Origin of the sequence: Vibrio sp. OPT46, assembly GCF_015163535.1 — a bacterium.
In the GTDB taxonomy this organism is placed as follows: Bacteria; Pseudomonadota; Gammaproteobacteria; order Enterobacterales; family Vibrionaceae; genus Vibrio; species Vibrio alginolyticus.
In genome coordinates this window covers 85,518-106,224 of record NZ_JADDYG010000236.1, presented here as the reverse complement: position 1 = coordinate 106,224, position 20,707 = coordinate 85,518, and the positions used below count along the sequence as shown (strand labels likewise).

The 20,707-nt window shown below is 43.6% G+C and carries 16 protein-coding genes and 1 pseudogene; 9 read left to right on the top strand and 8 right to left on the bottom strand.

Annotated features, from left to right (window positions below):
• A pseudogene (locus IQR33_RS32730) lies at window positions 1–197 on the bottom strand (sulfate transporter CysZ); the annotation flags it as partial.
• A 218-nt stretch (window positions 198–415) separates the two neighbouring features.
• On the opposite strand from IQR33_RS32730, the gene zipA reads away from it, so the two are divergent.
• The 3 genes from zipA (at window position 416) to IQR33_RS09960 (ending at window position 5,395) form a co-directional block, all read left to right on the top strand.
• The gene (gene zipA, locus IQR33_RS09970; protein ID WP_017634828.1) at window positions 416–1,372 is read left to right on the top strand and encodes a cell division protein ZipA; all 957 of its coding nucleotides are present in this window, start codon (window positions 416–418) and stop codon (window positions 1,370–1,372) included.
• Window positions 1,373–1,462: 90 nt separating this feature from the next.
• Window positions 1,463–3,475 (top strand): NAD-dependent DNA ligase LigA, encoded by a 2,013-nt coding sequence (ligA, locus tag IQR33_RS09965; RefSeq protein WP_017634827.1) that lies wholly within the window; start codon window positions 1,463–1,465, stop codon window positions 3,473–3,475.
• 510 nt (window positions 3,476–3,985) lie between these two features.
• Window positions 3,986–5,395, top strand: a complete 1,410-nt coding sequence (locus IQR33_RS09960; RefSeq protein WP_005382055.1) for a hypothetical protein — start codon at window positions 3,986–3,988, stop codon at window positions 5,393–5,395.
• Between the two features lie 40 nt (window positions 5,396–5,435).
• Here the strand turns inward: IQR33_RS09960 and IQR33_RS09955 are convergent, their stop codons facing one another.
• From IQR33_RS09955 to bcsE, 7 genes are all read right to left on the bottom strand, one after another.
• Window positions 5,436–5,618, bottom strand: a complete 183-nt coding sequence (locus tag IQR33_RS09955; RefSeq protein ID WP_021707681.1) for a hypothetical protein — start codon at window positions 5,616–5,618, stop codon at window positions 5,436–5,438.
• Between the two features lie 113 nt (window positions 5,619–5,731).
• Entirely contained in the window at window positions 5,732–5,911 is a 180-nt protein-coding gene (locus IQR33_RS09950) for a hypothetical protein (RefSeq protein ID WP_086046573.1), read from the bottom strand.
• 324 nt (window positions 5,912–6,235) lie between these two features.
• On the bottom strand, window positions 6,236–6,697 hold the full coding sequence (locus IQR33_RS09945) for an NfeD family protein (protein ID WP_005382058.1): 462 nt from the start codon (window positions 6,695–6,697) through the stop codon (window positions 6,236–6,238).
• A gap of 3 nt (window positions 6,698–6,700) precedes the next feature.
• Entirely contained in the window at window positions 6,701–7,618 is a 918-nt protein-coding gene (locus IQR33_RS09940) for an SPFH domain-containing protein (RefSeq protein ID WP_005382060.1), read from the bottom strand.
• Window positions 7,619–7,771: 153 nt separating this feature from the next.
• Window positions 7,772–9,397 (bottom strand): cellulose biosynthesis protein BcsG, encoded by a 1,626-nt coding sequence (bcsG, locus tag IQR33_RS09935; RefSeq protein WP_193837647.1) that lies wholly within the window; start codon window positions 9,395–9,397, stop codon window positions 7,772–7,774.
• Window positions 9,397–9,573: a hypothetical protein gene (locus tag IQR33_RS09930; protein WP_017819966.1), complete on the bottom strand. Its 177-nt coding sequence runs from the start codon at window positions 9,571–9,573 to the stop codon at window positions 9,397–9,399. The genes bcsG and IQR33_RS09930 overlap by 1 nt, the downstream gene beginning before the upstream one ends.
• Window positions 9,570–11,153, bottom strand: coding sequence for a cellulose biosynthesis protein BcsE (bcsE, locus tag IQR33_RS09925; RefSeq protein ID WP_193843676.1), 1,584 nt, complete (start codon window positions 11,151–11,153; stop codon window positions 9,570–9,572). The genes IQR33_RS09930 and bcsE overlap by 4 nt, the downstream gene beginning before the upstream one ends.
• A 470-nt stretch (window positions 11,154–11,623) precedes the next feature.
• On the opposite strand from bcsE, the gene IQR33_RS09920 reads away from it, so the two are divergent.
• The 6 genes from IQR33_RS09920 to IQR33_RS32725 form a co-directional block, all read left to right on the top strand.
• Entirely contained in the window at window positions 11,624–11,821 is a 198-nt protein-coding gene (locus IQR33_RS09920) for a hypothetical protein (protein WP_021034149.1), read from the top strand.
• Window positions 11,818–12,597 carry a cellulose biosynthesis protein BcsQ gene (gene bcsQ, locus IQR33_RS09915; protein ID WP_025767000.1) on the top strand — a complete coding sequence of 260 codons (780 nt, stop codon included), beginning with the start codon at window positions 11,818–11,820 and terminating at the stop codon, window positions 12,595–12,597. Before IQR33_RS09920 ends, bcsQ begins: the two co-directional genes overlap by 4 nt.
• Before the next feature lie 3 nt (window positions 12,598–12,600).
• Window positions 12,601–15,234 (top strand): UDP-forming cellulose synthase catalytic subunit, encoded by a 2,634-nt coding sequence (gene bcsA, locus IQR33_RS09910; protein WP_193837649.1) that lies wholly within the window; start codon window positions 12,601–12,603, stop codon window positions 15,232–15,234.
• Entirely contained in the window at window positions 15,224–17,509 is a 2,286-nt protein-coding gene (gene bcsB, locus IQR33_RS09905; protein ID WP_193837650.1) for a cellulose biosynthesis cyclic di-GMP-binding regulatory protein BcsB, read from the top strand. Before bcsA ends, bcsB begins: the two co-directional genes overlap by 11 nt.
• Entirely contained in the window at window positions 17,509–18,615 is a 1,107-nt protein-coding gene (bcsZ, locus tag IQR33_RS09900; protein WP_005382071.1) for a cellulose synthase complex periplasmic endoglucanase BcsZ, read from the top strand. Before bcsB ends, bcsZ begins: the two co-directional genes overlap by 1 nt.
• Window positions 18,606–20,707, top strand: a 2,102-nt coding sequence (locus IQR33_RS32725; RefSeq protein ID WP_228013831.1) for a tetratricopeptide repeat protein, incomplete at its 3' end; no start/stop codon positions are given. The genes bcsZ and IQR33_RS32725, both read left to right, overlap by 10 nt.

The window sequence follows — 20,707 nt, the reverse complement described above, 5'->3', positions numbered from 1 at the left end:
CATATATTAAGGTTTGAAAATAGATAGAAGATGGCACCACCTACAAGCAAGATATTTGCAAGTAGAGGTAAGATGACAAAGCGCCTGATTTTAGGGGCAAGTGCCAATTGTATCCCGTATAGAAAATAACCGAACCCGGTTCTCTGCTGATTGTTTTGCTTCATGTCTATTTTGGCTTCGTGTAAATGAAAACTCATTGTACCTGTGAGGACTTTTCTTTCAATGCCCTGACAAATGACGTCTTGTTAAGTGGAATCGTGGCAAGAATCACAACAAAAAACGGAACTTCTTGCATTAAGTTGTTCTAAATCTACATATAGTTTTGGTAAAGTAAACGTATCATTCAGATTTATTGCACTTGGGTTGCTGCTCAAGGAACTGCGAGTAGTAAAAACAAGTATATTGAGAGTAAATAATGCAGGAATTGCGATTCGTACTCATTGTTGTTGGCGCATTAGCCATCGCGGCATTACTGTTTCATGGTTTATGGAGCAGTAAAAAAGAAGGCAAAGCAAAGTTTGGTAACAAGCCACTTGGTAAGCTGGATGTTGACCAAGAAGACAAAAATGATCTTGTTGAGAAAGAACGAGACTTCGCTCCCGCTCCTGAAGATGACTTTGAGATCATTCGCAAAGATCGCAAAGAGCCAGATTTTGGGATGGCGAATTCTTTCGACAACAAGTTTGAATCTGACCCGTTATTCGGTGGCCCATCTGAAGTCAAACAGACGCAGCAGGAGCCGGATGACATCCCTTCATTTGTTGCAGAAAAAGATAAAGAAGAGGACGTTGAGCCTGTTGTTCAAGCAACAGTAGCTGAAGAGCCATTCCAGCCCGCTGTGGAAGAAGACGCTATTCCCGCCGCGTTTGATATTACGGAGAAAGAACAGCAAGTCGAAACGGTTAGTGAGCCTGTCGTTGCAGAGCCTAAGGAAGAGCCAAAGCCAGCACCTGAAATGCAAGTGATTGTATTGAATGTGCACTGTGCTGGTGAAGAGCCATTTGTTGGTACTGCTTTATTTGAAAGTATGCAACAAAACGGTCTAATTTATGGCGAGATGGATATTTTCCATCGTCATGTTGACTTGTCCGGTAACGGCAAAGTGCTGTTTAGCGTCGCTAATATGATGCACCCTGGTACGTTTGAGCATGCTGATCCTGCTGAGTTTACAACGAAGGGTATTTCATTCTTCATGACATTGCCTTGTTATGGCGAGGCTGAACAGAACTTCAACTTAATGCTCCGAACTGCGCAGCAAATTGCTGATGACTTAGGTGGTAACGTACTTGATGACCAGCGCAACTTAATGACGCCAGATCGTTTAGCATCTTATCGACGTCAAATAGTTGAGTTTAATGCCGCTAACGCATAATCTTAACAGCAAATAATAATAGGGCTCCGGATGGAGCCCTTTTTCTTGGATTTCCCAACCTCACCGATTGAAAATACACGGGGCTTTACTATGTCTGAATCAGTACTTCAGCGACTAGAAGAACTAAAAGAGTCGTTGCATTACCACGCTGTGCGTTACTACGTGGAAGATAACCCAGAGATCCCTGATGCCGAGTACGACCGTTTAATGCGAGAGTTACTGGATATTGAAGCTGAGAACCCTGACTTAATAACCGTAGACTCGCCAAGCCAACGTGTCGGTGGACAACCTCTCTCTGCGTTTAGCCAAGTGACACATGAAGTACCGATGCTTTCGCTTGATAACGCGTTTGATGATAGTGAACTTGATAGTTTCCACAAGCGCGCACAAGAGCGCGTGGGCAGCCAGAGTGTGAAAGAATACTGTTGTGAGCCTAAATTGGATGGACTCGCCGTAAGTTTGTTATATGAGAATGGCGTGTTAGTTCAAGCGGCCACTCGAGGCGATGGTACTACGGGTGAAAACATCACAGAGAATGTGCGTACGATTAAAGCCATTCCTTTAAAACTCAGAGGTAATGACTGGCCAAATCGTCTTGAAGTTCGTGGTGAAGTCTTTATGCCGAAAGTTGGGTTTGAAAAGCTCAATGAATTAGCAAGGAAGAAAGGCGAGAAAATCTTTGTTAATCCACGTAACGCTGCGGCAGGTAGCTTACGACAATTGGATTCACGTATTACGGCTTCTCGTCCGCTTAGCTTCTATGCATACAGTGTAGGCGTGGTGCAAGGCGCAGAATTGGCAGCAAGTCATTACGAACGCTTTTTGCAAATCAAATCTTGGGGACTGCCAATGTGTCCGGAAACTAAGCGAGTTGAAAGCTTGGCGGATGTAAAAGCTTACTACCAAGATATATTGCAGCGTCGTGATGCCCTCCCTTATGAGATCGATGGTGTCGTTATTAAAATTGACGATATTGCCGTGCAAGAGCGTCTGGGGTTTGTTGCTCGCGCTCCACGTTGGGCGATTGCCTACAAATTTCCAGCTCAGGAAGAAATGACGACACTGAATGAAGTGGAGTTCCAAGTCGGTCGCACTGGTGCGATTACACCTGTTGCTAAGCTAGAGCCTGTATTTGTTGGCGGGGTAACGGTAAGTAATGCGACGCTTCATAACGCAGATGAGATAGAACGTCTGCAGGTCAAGATTGGTGATCACGTTGTGATCCGCCGTGCTGGCGATGTTATTCCGCAAGTCGTATCTGTCATCAAAGAGCGTCGACCAGAAACAGCTCGAGATATTGTTTTCCCAACTCAGTGTCCTGTTTGTGGTTCGCATGTTGAGCGGATCGAAGGAGAAGCGGTAACACGTTGTATGGGGGGCTTAGTTTGCCAAGCCCAACGCAAACAAGCGCTAAAACACTTTGTTTCTCGTAAAGCGTTAGACGTTGACGGTTTAGGCGATAAAGTGATCGAGCAGCTTGTTGATCGTGAGATGGTGAAAACTCCTGCTGACTTATTTAAGTTATCAGCGGGGATTTTAACCGTACTAGATCGCATGGGGCCAAAGTCTGCGCAGAATATTGTGAATGCGTTAGAAAAATCCAAAGAAACAACTTTACCTCGGTTTTTGTATTCACTGGGGATCCGTGAAGTTGGCGAGGCAACCGCAGCAAACTTAGCAATGCACTTTAAAACGTTGGGAGCGATCCAAAATGCTACCGAAGAGCAGTTGATTGAAGTGCAAGACATCGGTGCTGTGGTTGCTCAACATATTACGACTTTCTTTAGTGAAGAACAGAACCAAGCGGTGGTTAAAGATTTGCTTGAACAAGGAATTCATTGGCCAGAGATTAATACTACTGAGCAGGTGGGGGAATTACCATTAGAAGGTAAAACAGTAGTATTAACGGGAACACTTTCTCAACTGGGGCGTACAGAAGCCAAAGAAGCCCTCCAAGCACTGGGGGCTAAAGTGACGGGTAGTGTTTCTAAGAAAACCGATATTTTGTTTGCTGGTGAAAATGCAGGTTCGAAGCTCGCAAAGGCACAAGAACTGGGTATCGAAATTAAAACAGAACAAGACTTACTCGAACTGATGAATTAAGTCTTCTCAAAAAAGCTAAAAAATAACTAAAAGCCCCGTATGCTAAGCATGCGGGGCTTTTTCTTGTTCATAATTAAGTGTTTTTTTATTGAGTAATTGATGCCTTTGTTCTTTTCAGTGATCAAGATCGAACCTTGGGTTATTGGTTTTTTTGGCTTTTTTAGTCTGCGAGTGACTTCAAGTTGATACTTTCAAGTTCAATTTAAGTGTTTGATTTTAAATAACAATTTGTTGTGTTGTGTTGATGTTGTTAAAAATAAGATCTGGATCAATAAGTTATATGGAACTTTGGAGTGGCTCATATTTTTTTAGAAAAAAAATAAGTTCCATTTGGATGTTTTTAGCTGCGAAGTTAGTCTTAATCACGTGGATACACGGTGTGTATGCAGGAACTAAAAAAAGCCAAATTAGAAATAATGAGGTTTGATCAGGAATTTACTTCTCTCCTTCGGCGGCCAACTAAAGGTGAGATAGAAAAATACAGCTATATCCATTTTTAGGAGTTTTTCCATGGACAAATTTTTTAAGGTTTCAGCGTTAACCGCAGCAATGTTTGGTGTTGTTGCTGTCGCTCCAGCTACAGCGTCTACTGAAAGTGCAGCAGGTGGCGAGTACGTAGAGAAAGTGAACGAATTTATGCAAGACTCAAGTCTGAATGCATTATTCATAGTTGATACTCGTTCACGAACTCGTACAACAGGTAAGCCCGGCGGTGAAAATGGTGACCGTTGGAGTCGTCTAAACTACTCTTCTTACAACGCAATTTTAGACTTCACTTCTGGCTACCACGATGGTTGGGTGGGCGCAGATGTTGCGGCTTACTACTCTGGCGATCTTTACAACGATAGTCTTTACAATTCAAACGAAGGCTACCTATGTAACGAAATCTCAACTTGTAACAACCTAGACTGGGGTGCAGGTGATGGTCAGCAGCTTAAAGTTTACAAAGCAGCGCTGAAATTCAAAGCAAACGAAAACTTTAATGCTCGTTTTGGTATGTTACAGGCTGGTGGTAACGGTACAATCGGTAACGTTTGGAGCTTTGTACCTGGTACTTACCGTGGTTTCGAACTGAACGCTAAACTTGGTGATTTCAACCTAAGCTACTTTGGCGCAGACCAATTTACAGCACCTTGGCTGCTTCACGAAGATGATTACGCACCAGCGCTTTGGTCTGACACTTCATGGAGCTACCTACACTCTCTAGGCCTAAACGGTAACCTAACTGACAGCTTGTTTATGCAACTTGGTTTGGGTCAAGCTACTGGCGTTCAATATGCAAATGGTGTTGACTGGGGTGCAGGTCAAGTAACTAGCTACCACAACGAAACTGACAACACTTCTTACAAGGCTTACTTGAAGTACACTGTTAGTGACCGTACAACTCTAGCATTTGATTTCTACGGTGTTGACGATGATGTGAAATACGATGGTCTAGGTTTCCACACTGGTCTATCTTTGAATCAATCTTTCGGCAAGCTAGCTTGGATGTCTGAGTTGCGCTACACAGACACAGATAACCGTGCGGACTTCGTTCCTCGTACTATTCATACATATGGTATGAACAATGGTACTTGGTCTCAGTGGTGGGACGCGCTATCTGACTGGAACAAAGCGGGTGAGCTAGCATGGTACAACCGTCTATCTTACAACCAAGGTAACGGCTGGAACTACTACCTAGGCTTTGGTTACGGTACTGGCGCTGACTCTGCAGCAAGCGGAGCATCAGGTGACTGGGATTACGAAAGCGAATACGCAGTTAACGCAACAGTATCTTACTCACTACAAAGTGGCGCGCTTAAAGGTTCTACCATTCGTTTACACGGTACAATCCTAGAACGTGATGAGTACGCAGGTGCTGGCGATGCGGATGAAACAGACTTACGTCTACAAGTTCTTATCCCTTACAGCTTCCACTAATACTTAGTGAAATAATAAAAGGAGCCGCTAGGCTCCTTTTCTATTTCACTTCTCGGCCGTCGTATATTTTGCAATATAACGGTGGCAACATATGTACATTACCGTTTGGCAACTCACACTTTATCTCTGGGCCTAACGTACGACCACCGGATGCACCATTAGCATGAGTGGTTAACGGAATTATGGCAAAAGATATTACTAATAGACCAGATAAAAATCTCATAATAATCACCTTAATATAAACTTTAAATATCTACGTGCTTGTATAAACCGTGACTACGCAGAAAGGCAAGGTTGAATAGGGCTATTATATCAAACTAAGCTCTTACTTCTTTACTATTCCCATTCCCCACCTCTAAATCGACACATTTCACTTGGAATATTCGTAACGTCGCCACTTGGCATCTTACATTCGACTATAGGTCCCAAATTAGTTGTACCGCCGTTTCCGTTGTTGTAGGCAAAGGAAGAAAAAGAAAAAATACCGCACATCATTAAAAAGAGAAGCTTATTCATAGTACATCCTCTTACTTACCAAATAAAAAGCACTCAACTTAAATGCTTATGCGTTAAGTATGTATCCGAGGATAAAAAGATCAAAAAATAATTCAATAAAGTTTTATTTTTTAAAATAAATTTAGATCGATAATTTACCTAGATATATTTCTATCTTATTGATTGTCGTGTGTTGAATAATTAAATAATAGGAAATGGTAGGTAGGGTATTAATAATATTACTAATACTTATTTTTTTCTCGATTTTAATTAAGGTAATGAAATGAAAGCAGTTGTTTAGATTAAAGTAATGGAGCATGATTTGCCCCATTACTTTGGCATAAATTAATTTGAATCAGGCTCAATGATTAAAATAATACCTTCAACATCGGTGATTCTTACGCGGGTACCGGCTGGAAGTGCTTGATCCGATTGTGCGGACCATGTGGTATCGGCTACCTTGATGCGATTGAGCCCGACGGAAAAGTCTTCTTCAAGGATAAGAGTACGCCCAATTAACTGCTTGTACTTTTGGTTCAGATCTCTTTCTTGGTCTTCTTGCTTGTCTTTAGACCATTGTCGTCGCCACCAAAGCCAGGTGGTGATTAAGCTGAAGCTTGCAAAGCAAAGCCATTGCAATTGCCAGCTCATTGGCAAAACGGTCATGATGGCTCCAACGATAAGTGCAGACATCCCGAGCCAGAGAAAATACCCTGCGGTACCAAGTAGCTCAACTGCTAAAAGAGCAAAGCCAAACGCTAGCCAATGCCAGAAAGAGATACCTTCCAACAAACTAAAAAAGTCCATAAATTATTCTTTATCTTGCTGTTTAAACATTTCTGCTATCCCTGCAACCGAGCCCATTAGTCCGGTTGCTTCTAATGGAAGCATAATGATTTTACCATTTTCGGCTTGACCAATGCTTTTGATCGCTTCGGTATAACCCTGTGCAATGAAGTAATTGACGGCTTGCATGTCACCTTTTGCAATGGCTTCGGAAACCATGTAAGTCGCTTTTGCTTCTGCTTGCGCGGCACGCTCACGTGCTTCTGCATGGAGAATAGCAGACTGCTTTTCGCCTTCAGCTTTTAATATCTCTGATTGTTTATGACCTTCGGCCTTTAATATCTCAGCTTGGCGAACCCCTTCTGCTTCAAGAATTTCCGCACGCTTATTACGCTCGGCTTTCATTTGCGCATTCATTGCAGCGGTCAGATCGGCTGGTGGCTGGACATCTTTAATCTCAATTCGTGTGACTTTTACGCCCCAAGGGTTTGTTGCTTGGTCAACAATCGCCAACAGCTTAGAGTTGATCATGTCGCGTTGGCTCAGCATTTCGTCCAGTTCCATTGAACCTAAAACGGTACGAATGTTGGTAAGGGTCAAGTTTCTAATAGCGTGTTCTAAATCGTTGACTTCATAAGCCGCTTTGGCAGCATCGATCACTTGAACAAATCCGACAGCGTCAATAACCACGTTAGCGTTATCTTTTGAAATGACCTCTTGCGCAGGAATATCGAGAACGCGCTCCATCATATTTACTTTTTGACCAACTTTATCAACGAATGGAATGATCAAGTTTAAACCCGGCTTTAATGTGTGGGTGTAGCGTCCGAAGCGTTCAACTGTCCAGTTGTTTCCTTGCGGAACCGTTTTAATGGCTGAAGATAAGATAACGACAGCAAGAACGACGAAAATACCGATGGTGATCAGTGAATCAATTGGCATGAGTTATTCCCTTAAGTGCATAATGTTCGATCCATTTTTACCTATTTATAGACAATAGACAATTGAAGTTCTGAGACCTTTGAGAGGTTATTGGTTTTTTATATGACAAAGGCCGGAAACACCGGCCTTTGTCATGGCATGGTTTTACTCTCGCTATTTTGCGGGGTATTCAATCCAACTTGAACCATCAAGAGAAACATAATACTTCCCTTGTACTTCAATCACAGTAGAGCCTGAGTTCTGCGCGACAACTCGTGTTTCTGGTAGGTTCTCTGTCAATATTGAAGGGCTAAACGTCTTACTTTGATAAATGTTTTTATCCAGGATATTCGAAACGAGCTGCGACAATGCCAGATAGCTAGATGGCTCGCTTACGTGTTCGGTGTCGCCCTGACGCTGAATTCCTTCTCCGAAGATTTTAATTCCTACCGGTGTATGAATGATTGTCGGTGCAGGAATTTCTCGCATACCCGAAATTTGCATGCGGTCTCCTCGCATTCCACCACCATGTTCTGGTACCAAAGCGACAACGATGTTGCGTTTTGAGGACTCTAAGGTTTTAAAGAACGCGTGGAGATCATCAAGCAAATTCTCAAGGCGCATTTTGTAGCTAGCAATAGATGTGCTTGAATTCGCATTGATGATCCTGTTGCCATCATGTAGTGAAATTGAGTTGTAGAGTGCCACGACTTTGTCGTCACTACTGTTAAGTCTTTGCTGCCACCAATTATCCAATACTTGCTTATCGCGGAAGATCGAAGAGCCATCAAAAGATTTTTGGTAAGGAGTTAAGTCTTCTTGAGACATAAGAGCCGCTTGTAAGTCGCCGTCTTTTTTGATCAATTCAAGGAAGCTATCAAAGACACCATTGTGGTTCATCAGTAAATTTTCTGTGAAGCCTAGCTCTTTCAAACTTTCGAACAAGTAGCACTGCTTTGATGTTGCTGGCTGGAACAGTTGACTGTGTTCCTGTTGACCACAATTGGCTCGTAACAGACGAATGACAGCAGGCCCACTGTATGACGTAGCGGAGCTAAAATTGTCGAACATGATGTCAAACTCTTTGAACAGCGGATGATCAGCCAGTCCTGCAATTTCGATGTCATCCCACGCGACCGAACAAATACTCAAGAACAGCAAATCAAAAGGAGCATCCATTGCGCTGTTTGTATCGAATGCCACACGTCGGGAAGCTTCTTTAGCAAAGAAATCTGCAGTTAACGTGTTGAGACTGGCATCATTAATTTCCGTTATTTGAGGTTGTTTGCCAGCAGTAACCTCGTTTGTCGGCTGTTGTTGAGTTACTTCTGCAGCCACTGTTGTCTGAGGTTCAGTCGTCATTGGCATACTTATATAGACCATCGCAATAACCACAAAGACTGAAACCCTAACAAACTTGCTCAAAATAAAGTACGCACCACACAAAGCGAGCAATCCGAGTATTGCTTGGAATGATAAAAATCGTCCCAAAAGCTCGACCAGATAACTCAATTCAAACTGCATTAACTGTCCCGCTTGAGCCCAAAGACGGTCTAGAGGAGGGAGATAAGAATCATAATGCAAGAGCCACGCTGCGGCGACAAATACAACGATATGACGTACCGCATTTAGGCTTTTCATCGAGATAGGAAGCAGGATGAAGATCAACAGCGCAAAGTTTTCCATTGGATGGAAATCGATGATTCCTTGAAAATAGAGCGCTGTTTTTGCGATAAAGTAAATATTCCACCAGCCCAATCCTATAGTGGAGGGGGTAGAGTCATGAGAATGCGATATCATTACTTAAGCTTCTTAGTGTTAGTGGCTGATGTATCTAGCTCAAAATAGCGCGAGCGTTTTAAGTGCTTGTGGTAAAAGCGTCGGGTAGCGTTTACTAGGTCACGGATAAAGTATCCTAGGAGTAGGCCAATACCTGAGCTGATAATCACGGTCAGTAAAAAATCGTTAATATTCATGAACGCTCCTTGAGCTCGATGGTTTTTTTCACAGCAAACAAAGGAGGAACATCAGTAATGGAGTTAGTGGCGGTATGGAATATTTTCCTCTCTGTCGCCAGAGCTGAAACGTCGTCGGATATGACGGCTTCATCTTGAACGATGAATTTTAACTCTGTTTCGATATCTAATTGAGTATCAAACGTGTGAGTTGAATGAAATAAGTCTCTCACTGGGAACTCAAATATATTGTTGAGTGCAATATCAATATCGCTATGTCGAATAGCACTGAACAAGACATATAGAGCTTTGTTGCAGGCTGTCACAACGTCGCCATCTCTTCGAATATGGCAAAGACGTAAACATTCCTCTGCCGTCATACCTGGTAATAAGTTCAGCTTGATAAGCGCAAAGTTCACATTTGAGTGTGTTGAGTGGGAAATGACGTCAATACAGTATTGGCTAAAGTCCTGGTTTTGTAAGTAGCCTTTGCTACCAAACTCAAAGTCATATTTTAAGAGCGCCTCTAAACTTTCAGGAATTGGGCGTGTAAGCATTTGGCCTTGAATTGCTTCAACCTGAGTCATAAAGCGCATGTGGGGGATTTGCGCGTGAGAAATGAAGTTTGCCCCCGCGCGAAGCAAGAACTTTTCATCTGCATATCTCAGACATTGTTGGGTCTCCCTGACAATAATCTTTAGTCGACGGCCATATGCGGACCTTAAACGGTAGCAATCTAACGCGATCTGTTGAACTTCGCTTTGGTTATCGCAGCTGAAAATAATCGTTGAAGAGCGAGGGTTGTCTAGCATCGCTATGAGTCCTTGATTGCTCTCTGCCACACGCATCCCTTTTGGGGCTTTCACGCTTTCTCTGAAAGCTCTTCTGCTGACATAGATTCTATCACTATCCGATTTGTCTTCTGGCATGACATGAGATGGATGCGTTTCGTAAGACGTTGCTTTTAGTGTTTTATCTTTAGTTTTAGTGAGAATGTATTCGTGTTGGGTAATTACACCGTGTTTATTGGACCAAAAATCCACAAGATAGCAGTAGCGAGCGTCATCTAATGATGTCATGGTCGCCAAACCTGCAATGTGTCTATTGTGAGAAATAAGAATGGGCTTTAATAGTGAAGTCGTCAGATGCCCATATATACAAACACTAATAGTGATTTTTTTATTATTTGCCAGCTCATTTAAGCTTTGTAGAAAGACACTTATAAAATCATCATTAGTTGATGATAGTAGCGAGTCTGGAACAACTAATAGACATGTAGAAAACTTCTTTATGTTCGTTTGGTGAATGTCTTTAGCAAGATTTATAGCTTTGGGCGTTTTTTTTGTGAATTTATGACTAAGAAAAAAACACTGTTCAAAGTAGGTTTTAGATAAGTCATTGAATTTCATTAAGGCTTCATCATTCAATGTGGACAAAAAAGTTTCTTTGTCTGTAAAGCTTGTAAGTGAAGTGTTGTCATTTTCCGGTAGTGTACTGAACAAATAATCAATAAGCATCTGTTTATGAGTAAATAAGTTTACATAAACAGAGTTTATCTCTCGTTCGTTTTTAATAGCAGATGATTCAGAGAGTGATGACATAAAGAGCCTTAAATCAATAACTTAATGTGTTTTGCGAAGCTCACAATCCGTTGTATGCTAATCGTTACAATTTTGATTTTCTTAGTGACAAGAAAATGACGCTAAGATATTAAACGAAATTGATCAGAAATTAAAATAGTTATAGCATGTGCTTCACATGATGTTTATGAGTTTAAAATCAATAGTCTCTAAGTCTATGATTCTCATTTAAAATATTTAAATTTCTTATATGTATTAAATGGATGGTAACAATTCATTATTGTAATCCTTTTTTCTGAAGTTAAATATTATTTAGGCCTTTGTTATTTATATGGGCTATAAATAAACTTATTCACATTCATCATCGTTCTATAAATATGAGACGCATAGGTCGATGCGTCAATTTTTTAACAATGGAATTTATACTGAAAATGATAGTGGCGGGATTGCTGTTATCTCAGTTTAAGCTCCGTTACATTGTGAAAAATTCTATGACTGAGTCTGCAAAAGATATTAATTCGATCTACTCTTCTTATAACTTAACTCAATACACGTATATTGAAACAACAGAAAACGAGTCTTACGTACAAGTTAAAAATAAGTGGCAAGTCTTCAAAGCCAACGGTGCTCGTAATGTTCTATCTTTGGTACGTAATACGCAGAAAAATTCAGAAACGGAAGCGATATGAAGCGCCTTCTATTTGTTAGTTTAAAAGGCGGTTGTGGCTCAACGACCGTCGCTGCGAATTTGGCACAAGCGTTAGTTAAGATAAATAAACAGGTACTGGCCATTGAGGTGGTGCCTAATAGTTTACTGCAAGCTCATCTTGGCTTGCCGAGGGAAGAGCAAGGAGGCTGGGCGAAACAACTTCTTTTAGATAAGCCTTGGACCCAGGCTGGTTATGAAAGCCCACAAGGTGCACTTTTTTTACCGTTTGGCCATCTGAATTCTGAGCAGTTAAAAGCGTTTTTTAATGAGCGTTCTCACTATCTATCAATGTTAGGTGAAACGACGTTGCAAGTGAGCGAAAACCGTGGTGAACAGTGGCTGCTTTTTCACGCCGACTTAGCAGAGCTTACTGATCCTGAAGTGCGATCTTTTGTCGACTCAATGGATATGATTGTGGTGGTGGTAACGGCAGACGCCTTGAGTTATCTCACTCTTCAATCTTGGCTACAACATGAAGAGCTATCGAGATTGCTTCGCTCTGACAAATTACGTTTTTTGGTGAATAAATATCAGCCAGAAACCGAAATTGGTCGTGATTTCATGTTGGTGCTGAAAAAGGAACTTAGCGAATCCTTGATTCCTGTTTCGATTCATCGAGATACGGCATTGCTTGAATGTGTGGCAAACCTGACGACCGTTCAACACTATTCGCCATCGAGCCAAGCCGCAAAAGATTTTCAGTCTTTTGCTTTTTGGTGTGTATCAGCGTTATCAAGCGCTCAGGACCAAAGCTAATTTATGCGAAGTCTTAATCTGATTTTCCAACGTTGGGTAGTGGATCAATTCAGACTGCAGAAGAACGCTTACGAGCAAGCCTGGAATTGTAAAACAAACTGGGTTGGTGAGTGTGCTTTGTCTTTTTGGTTTTCATTGAGTTTTGTATTTTTAAAGCCGGTTATTTCGGGTGTTCCCTCATGGAAACTGCCTTTGGTTTACTATCCAAACGTTAATTTTGCTGCGCCAAGATGGTTTGATCCTGTACGTTTTATTATCCAAAGCGTGTGGTTGCTTTGCTTCAGGCAAAACGTAAATACAGCATGGTCCAAAAAAACCAGCAGCTTAGCGATGACTTTAGCCGAGCAAATTCGCAATGCGTTCTACTTGCCATTTGAATTGGTTGCAAAAGGCGTCCGCTGGTTAGAACAGACAGCGAACAACATCAAAGATCCACAAGTTCGAGAGCGTATTAAAGCAAGTAAGTCAGCGATGGCGTTGAACTACACCTTGTTGTTTTTCGTGGTGTTAATCGCTTTGCTTTGTTTTACGGTGCCATTTGGTTATCAGGCTCAGACTGTCTTTGTGCTGTTACTCTGGGCATTAGCGATGATGGTCCGTCGCATGCCGGGTCGTTTTCCTACCATGCTTTTGATCATCTTGTCGGTTACGGCCTCATGTCGATACTTGTGGTGGCGTTATTCGTCTACCCTGAACTGGGACGATCCTGTTGCTTTGTTTCTAGGGGGCGTTTTACTTCTAGCTGAGACGTATTCTTGGATTGTGCTGATGCTTGGCTATTTCCAAAATATCTGGCCATTGAATCGCAAACCAGTATCGATGCCACCGGATCAGTCAACTTGGCCAACCATTGACTTGATGATCCCTACTTACAACGAAGATCTCGATGTTGTGAAAGCGACGGTTTATGCCTCGTTAGGTGTCGATTGGCCGAAAGACAAACTTAACATCCACATTCTGGATGACGGCAAGCGTGATAGCTTCCGAGATTTCGCCAAAAGTGTAGGGGTGAACTACATCCGCCGCCCAACGAATGAACATGCGAAAGCCGGTAACATTAACTATGCGTTGAAGCAGACCAGCGGTGAGTTTGTTGCGATTTTTGACTGTGACCATATTCCTACACGAGCATTTTTTCAGCTCACAATGGGGATGTTCCTGAAAGATCCAAAGTTGGCGCTTATTCAGACGCCGCACCATTTTTTCTCACCGGATCCTTTTGAGCGTAACTTATCGAACTTTCGTAACGTGCCAAACGAAGGCAACTTGTTTTACGGCCTGATTCAAGATGGTAACGACTTATGGGATGCGACTTTCTTCTGTGGCTCGTGCGCTATTTTACGTCGAGAGCCTTTAGAGGAAGTCGGTGGTATTGCAGTCGAAACCGTGACGGAAGATGCGCACACGTCTCTGCGCATGCACCGTTTAGGCTATCGTTCTGCATATCTTAAGCAGCCGATTTCTGCTGGTTTGGCGACAGAAACATTGTCTGCACATGTTGGGCAACGCATTCGTTGGGCTCGCGGGATGGCGCAGATATTTAGGGTAGATAATCCATTGACTGGAAAGGGGCTTAAGCTCTCTCAACGGCTTTGTTACGTCAATGCCATGCTGCACTTTCTATCTGGTATCCCGAGGATTGTATTCCTGATCGCACCCTTGGCTTATTTGTTGCTGCATTCCTACGTGATTTATGCACCAGCGCTGGCGATCATTTTGTACGTATTACCCCACATGATTCACGCCAGCATGACCAACTCTCGTATGCAGGGTGACTACCGTTATTCGTTTTGGGGTGAGGTATACGAAACCGTGCTTGCTTGGTATATCGCAAGGCCAACAACGGTGGCTTTGTTTGCGCCCCATAAAGGGACATTCAACGTAACGGCAAAAGGCGGTTTGGTTGAAAAGTCTCACTACGATTGGGTTATCTCTCGACCATATTTGGTTTTGGTTGCACTCAACATTTTGGGCTTCGCTGTAGGGACTTACCGAATGGGGTGGGGGCCTCAAAATGAAATCGGTACAGTTATCGTGAATCTCGTATGGACGATGTACAACCTGTTGATTTTAGGTGCTGCCGTTGCGGTTGCAGTAGAAGCTAAACAAGTGCGAAAAGATCACCGAGTAGAGGTGGCGATTCCTGTCGCGGTTAGGCTTAATTCTGGGCATTTAATACAAGCGCAGATGAAGGATTTCTCTTTGGGGGGCGTGCGCATAGAAATTGACGGGGTCGATGAACCAACCTGTGCTTACTTACTCGGTCAAACCTTAGAAGTGATCCTCAATCGAGGTGGCCAAGAATTCGTCTTCCCTATGACGGTTGCCTATGCTCATAAGGGGATATTTGGTTTACAACTCAACGAATTGTCTCATCAACAACGAATCCAATACGTCCAATGTACATTTGCACGTGCAGATACATGGGCGAAATGGCAACAAGGTTATCAATCAGATAAACCTCTATCGAGTATGCAGGCTGTACTGCAAGTCGGCTTTAATGGATACAAACGCTTGCTGCAACATTGTCCTAAGTTTGTTCAGGTCAGTGTGGATGCACTTTTATTTTGTATCGAATTTATTTGGTCACTAAGACCTCGTTATGTCCCAATCAGGACCTCAAGTCATGCTAAATAATAAAAAACTAACAGCGTTGACAACGGCTATCACTCTCATGTGTATGTCGTGCAGTCTCGCGGCACAAGAAGTAAGTCAGCAACAAGCAACGCCTTTGGCACAGCAAGATGCTGAAGATTCGACCGTGTTTAAGCGCGTCATCCCATTTAGTCAATTAGGTTACAGTGGTTCAATTGCTATCCAAGGTAGTGAGGCCAGTGCTTATATTGGTTTCGGTTCGCGACTCGATGAGGTGGTATCTAAAGCAACGTTGCACTTTGATATCACACCTTCGCCAGCGTTGCTCTCTTTGGTTTCTCACGTCAAAGTGTATTTGAACAACGAACTTATGGGAGTAGCGTCAATCGTCGATGGCCAGCAAGGCAAAAAGTTGAGCTTATCTATGCCGCTGGACACTCGTTACTTTAGTAATTACAACCAAATTCGCTTTGAGTTAATAGGGAATACTCAGAAAGACTGTGCTAACCCCAATGACTCGAGCATTTGGGCTGAGATTAGCCAAAGTAGTCGAATTGAGATGCTTGCTCAAAAGACAGTGCTGGAAAGTGACTTGAGTTTGTTACCGGCTCCTTTTTTTGATGTCCGTGATTTCAGCCAGTTAAATCTGCCTGTCGTGATGGGTAGCAAATACGATTTAGATGATGTCAAGGCTGCCGGTGTCTTGAGCTCTTACTTTGGTGCTCTTGCGGGTTGGCGTGGTGCTCAATTCCCTTTTAGTGTCGACACGTTACCTAAGCGCAACGCCATTGTCTTTGTTACCAATGACAACAAACCTGAGTTTCTGAGAGATTTTCCAGACACGGATGGCCCTCGTCTTCAAGTCATCACTCATCCAACAGACCCGTACGTGAAGCTTCTTCTGGTGACAGGCCGTGACAGTAAGGAGCTTAACATTGCGGTGCAAGGTTTGGCGTTGGGAAACCAACTTCTTACTGGACCAATCGCGAAGATTAATGAAGTCAAACAAATCAAACCACGAGTCCCGTACGATGCGCCAAACTGGGTGAGTACGGCTCGTCCTGTTGCATTGTCTGAGTTAGTCGAACAAAAAAGCATGCTGCAAGTGGAAGGCCGAACGCCTCCACCAATCAACGTAAGTTTGCGTTTACCACCCGATCTCTTTACTTGGCAAAGCCGTGGTATACCGATGGATCTTAACTATCGTTATTCACCGCCTGCTGCGGATCATTCCGGCTCTCGTCTGACTTTGAGTATTAATGACCAATTCATTGAGGCGTTCAACCTAACCACAAAAGGTCAAGGTGGAGAATCTAACCGTATACGTGTTCCTTTGTTAGATGATGGCATTCTAAGTGGTGATACGTTTGTTCGCATTCCGGCTTTTAAGGTGGGTAGTCAAAACCGAATCGAGTTCGAATTTGGCTTTGCTTCGGTGACCGATGGGCAGTGCCAGGTAACGCAGCCAAGTAAGCAATACGCGGTTATTGATGGTGATTCTACTATTGATTTTAGTGGTTTCCCCCACTACATCGAAATGCCGAACATGCGCGCTTTTGCTACATCCGGTTTTCCTTACACTCGCATGGCTGATTTGTCAGAAACTGCTATTGTTGTTCCAGAGAGTGCTCCAAAAGAAGTGTTGCAAACCTTCTTAAACGTCATGGGGTCATTGGGACGTGACTCTGGGTACCCAGGTATTCAGGTGCTTTTGACAGATAAATGGAATGCTGAGCAACTAAAAAATAAAGATATCCTGACGATTGGTGTTGTGGATGCACTAGAAGAAGCCGCTAATAATCCTGACCAAGTTAACTTAGTGGTTAAAGAGGGTCAGAGACAAATTCGCCTACCAAGCAAAAATGAAAAGCAGCTCGGAATGAACTGGATGAGTCCAAGTGATGCTCGTCAAGCCGCCGCAGATTATGTTTCTGTCGAGGCAGAAGGCTCTTTTGCTGCTATTTATGGTGCAGAATCGCCATTTACGAAAAAACGCAGCGTCATTTCTATTATGGCGGCTCACCCGTCAGATTTTTCGTCGGTTGATCGCGCGTTGGCTGACTCCGGTAAAGTGGAGCACATGTTTGGCTCGGTGGTGACGTTGAGAAATAACGAAGTAGCAAGCTACAACGTGGGTTCGCACTACTATGTCGGTAAGCTTCCTGTGTGGCAGCTCGTTTGGTATCACTTCTCTAATCACCCAGTCATCGTTGCGTGCTTTGCCGCCTTGCTAGTGGTGATCGTAACCATTGTGCTTTGGCGCGTATTACGTCAAGTCGCGTCTAGACGTTTAGAAAAAACTGAGGAAGAGGAATAATGAAAAAACTCATCTCGTTCCTTATGTTGTTCGTGTCTCCTTACTTGTGGGCTAACACCTGCGAGTGGCCACAATGGGAAACATTTAAGTCGGTATACATGGAGCAAGGCCGAGTCGTTGATGGCAGTGACGAGCGTATGATTACAACCTCGGAAGGCCAATCTTACGCATTGTTCTTTGCCTTGGTTGCCAATGACCCTAAAACCTTCGATCAGGTTTTAAAATGGACTCAATCACATTTGGCTGGTGGGGATTTGACGGCAAGGCTTCCTGCTTGGTTGTGGGGAAGAAAAGAAAATGGTCAGTTCGGAGTCTTGGATTCTAACCCAGCGTCAGATTCTGATTTGTGGATAGCTTACTCCCTTGTTGAGGCGGGGAGATTATGGAATAACTACTACTATCAGACCCTTGGACATCTGATCGCGAGTCGTATTTTACGTGAAGAAACCGTCAACATAGCGGGAGTTGGAACGGTATTGTTGCCAGCTCCAACGGGCTTTGATGCCGACGGCCAGTACCGTGTGAATCCGAGTTATGTTCCGTTACAACTGATTGCTCGTATGCAGTCGCTGTACCCGCAATACAACTGGGACTCAATGTATAAGGCAAGTGTTCACATGCTAGAGAAAACGATGCCAGCTGGCTTTAGCCCAGACTGGGCAGTATTGAGAAATGGTCGTTATAGCTCAGATGTGGTTACAGGGCCGATGGGCAGTTACAACGCCATCCGCACTTATCTTTGGGCGGGTATGCTAAATGACCAAGTTTCAGAAAAAGCAGTATTAGTACAAAAAATGCAGCCGTTTGTCGCGGCAACCAAAGCCCTTGGTGCGCCAGCGAGAGAAGTAAATACTGAAACGGGTAAATATACCCAAGCAGGAAGCGCAGGTTTTTCTGCTGCGGCTCTTCCGTTACTCGCGGCTTCTGGTGAATCTACGCTCTTGGAGACGCAGTTTCGTCGTGCTCAAAATGAACTTGTGGTGGACAAAAACGATCATTATTACGACAACGTATTAAGTCTATTTGGGCTTGGTTGGCATGAAGAACGTTACCGTTTTGGTGTGCAAGGTGAATTGCTTCCTGTATGGAGCGAGAGATGTCAGTAACAGGACGCGCGTTATGGTGGATTCCACTGGTTGCTTTGGCGACTGGTGGCGTCGGCACTGTGCATGCAGAAAGCTTTAGTTCAAAACCTCTGACAAAGTCGCAGCTCGCACAGGTCTACAAGCCTATCGAGCTGGTTCAATTTTCCACATCATTAGCACGAGTTGACTCGGTTGAGTGGTTGGTTGAGCAGCTAAAACTGGCGGACGCGATTGGCCGAGATGATATTGTCGAGAGTACTCTGGAGAGGCTGTTCGCGATTGAAGAAAGCAATCCAACGGGGCTTTTCTATCAAGCGAATATGTATCTGAAACGTAAGCAGCCAGAATTAGCAAAACCGGTATTTGAGCGCTTAATCAGACAGGCGCCTCATTCGACTCAAGCGAAAAACTTGTCATCGATTATGGCTATTCAGGGAGAGAAAAGAGCGGATTATCAGCGCGCTCAGTTGCTTGCAAAATCTGGTCGTTACGATGAAGCGATTCAAGCTTACAAAGCCCTTTTCCCAAATGGAATGCCATCACCAGCGTTACAACTGGAATTCCTACAGTTGCAAAGTAATTTGCCAGGCAGTTGGAGCTCGGTAAAACAGGGACTGGAACGTTTAAATGCAAATTATCCTACTGTTCCGTCTTTTCAACTCGCGTTAGCCAACCACATTCGCAAAGAGAATCCTGCTGATCCATGGATTCTCGATACCTATAAAAAGTTAGCGCTTGCTCCTTCGGTTGGAACAAATGCGGCAACGTCGTGGTTGCGTGCATTGGATCAATTGCCTATTTCAGATCAAGTTGTTCAGCAATATGCCATCTTAGCTAGCTACTACCCGTCTGACATGGAGATACAAAGAGCGAATCAAAGCGCGAAAGATCGCTGGAAAAAGGAAAAGGAACTACGCAAAGACCCCACTTATCTCGCCAAGCTCAAAGGGTTAGCGTTGCTCGAGGAAGATAAAACCGACCAAGCAGAAGCTCAGCTGCGTTATGCGTTGACGACTCGTCCGCAAGATCCTGAATTGCTTGGTGCTATGGGTAAGGTTTATCTACGTAGAGGGCAGCAACAAAAAGCGCTCGGATACTTTAAACAGGCTCAGCACTTAGATCATAATCCTGACTCGGCCTCAAAATGGGCAGCGCTAATCGAGACTTCTCAATATTGGGCGTATCTTGATCAAGGTGATGCCTTGGTCGAAAAAGGCCAGTTTAAGCAAGCAGAAAGCGCTTATCGAAAAGCGATTCAAGTAGATAAATCCCAACCTTATGCTTATTCATCATTAGGCTCTTTGTATCTGGTACAAGAAAATTATGCCGCGGCAGAGAAGGTTTTCAAACAAGCTTTGCAACTGGATAGCAGCAATAGCTCTGCATTGCGTGGTCGCTTAGATGTTCGTATTCAGCAGCAAGATTGGTCTGGCGCGGAAGCACTCGCGCGCAGTTACTCAGCCCAACAGCAGAAAGTGGTCGCTGAAAAAATAGCGAGCATCAAGTCGGAAGTTATTTTGACTCGTCTGCGGATCGCAATCGCTCAAAATGATCAGGCAACGATGAAAGCGTCCGTAGAGGAATTGATAGCGCTACAGCCAACCTCCCCATGGTTAAGGCTTGATATTGCTGATGTTATTCATTCAATGGGCGACAAAGTACGCGCGGATACGCTGATGTCCGATTGGGCTACATCTAGTAATGACCCTGAAATGAAATTTGCTTACGCGCTTTATCTCGCGCAGGACTTCAACGTGAATGAGGCCATCGCTGAGCTAGAGAGTATCGCACAACATGACATGACAGACGCAATGCAGCGCAATTTAACCCGCTTGAAGCTTGATGCTCAGTTGAGAGACATTCAAACGCGTTACTTAGCTTCTCCCGAATCAGTAATGGCGACATTACGTGCGCTAGAGTCGGATTATCAAGGTCAAATTCAACCGCTCGCTCGTCTAGTGAGTGCGTGGTTAGACATTGATGAAGTTAAGGAAGCTGAGAGGATTTTCCAAAACATTTCGCTTTCAGAAGATTGGTCAACCGATGACAAACTGGCTTACGGCAGCATGATGGTAAGCTTGAATCACTTTGAAGATTTTGATCGTTGGTACGT

What these genes read in the sequence shown, in the direction of transcription:
- IQR33_RS09950 (WP_086046573.1), bottom strand. Translation starts at nt 5,911, where the DNA reads ATGAATAAGCTTCTCTTTTTAATGATGTGCGGTATTTTTTCTTTTTCT.
- IQR33_RS09945 (WP_005382058.1), bottom strand. Translation starts at nt 6,697, where the DNA reads ATGGACTTTTTTAGTTTGTTGGAAGGTATCTCTTTCTGGCATTGGCTA.
- bcsQ (WP_025767000.1), top strand. Translation starts at nt 11,818, where the DNA reads ATGAAGCGCCTTCTATTTGTTAGTTTAAAAGGCGGTTGTGGCTCAACG.
- bcsA (WP_193837649.1), top strand. Translation starts at nt 12,601, where the DNA reads ATGCGAAGTCTTAATCTGATTTTCCAACGTTGGGTAGTGGATCAATTC.
- bcsE (WP_193843676.1), bottom strand. Translation starts at nt 11,153, where the DNA reads ATGTCATCACTCTCTGAATCATCTGCTATTAAAAACGAACGAGAGATA.
- bcsB (WP_193837650.1), top strand. Translation starts at nt 15,224, where the DNA reads ATGCTAAATAATAAAAAACTAACAGCGTTGACAACGGCTATCACTCTC.
- IQR33_RS09940 (WP_005382060.1), bottom strand. Translation starts at nt 7,618, where the DNA reads ATGCCAATTGATTCACTGATCACCATCGGTATTTTCGTCGTTCTTGCT.
- bcsZ (WP_005382071.1), top strand. Translation starts at nt 17,509, where the DNA reads ATGAAAAAACTCATCTCGTTCCTTATGTTGTTCGTGTCTCCTTACTTG.
- IQR33_RS09955 (WP_021707681.1), bottom strand. Translation starts at nt 5,618, where the DNA reads ATGAGATTTTTATCTGGTCTATTAGTAATATCTTTTGCCATAATTCCG.
- ligA (WP_017634827.1), top strand. Translation starts at nt 1,463, where the DNA reads ATGTCTGAATCAGTACTTCAGCGACTAGAAGAACTAAAAGAGTCGTTG.
- bcsG (WP_193837647.1), bottom strand. Translation starts at nt 9,397, where the DNA reads ATGATATCGCATTCTCATGACTCTACCCCCTCCACTATAGGATTGGGC.
- IQR33_RS09930 (WP_017819966.1), bottom strand. Translation starts at nt 9,573, where the DNA reads ATGAATATTAACGATTTTTTACTGACCGTGATTATCAGCTCAGGTATT.
- zipA (WP_017634828.1), top strand. Translation starts at nt 416, where the DNA reads ATGCAGGAATTGCGATTCGTACTCATTGTTGTTGGCGCATTAGCCATC.
- IQR33_RS09920 (WP_021034149.1), top strand. Translation starts at nt 11,624, where the DNA reads ATGACTGAGTCTGCAAAAGATATTAATTCGATCTACTCTTCTTATAAC.
- IQR33_RS09960 (WP_005382055.1), top strand. Translation starts at nt 3,986, where the DNA reads ATGGACAAATTTTTTAAGGTTTCAGCGTTAACCGCAGCAATGTTTGGT.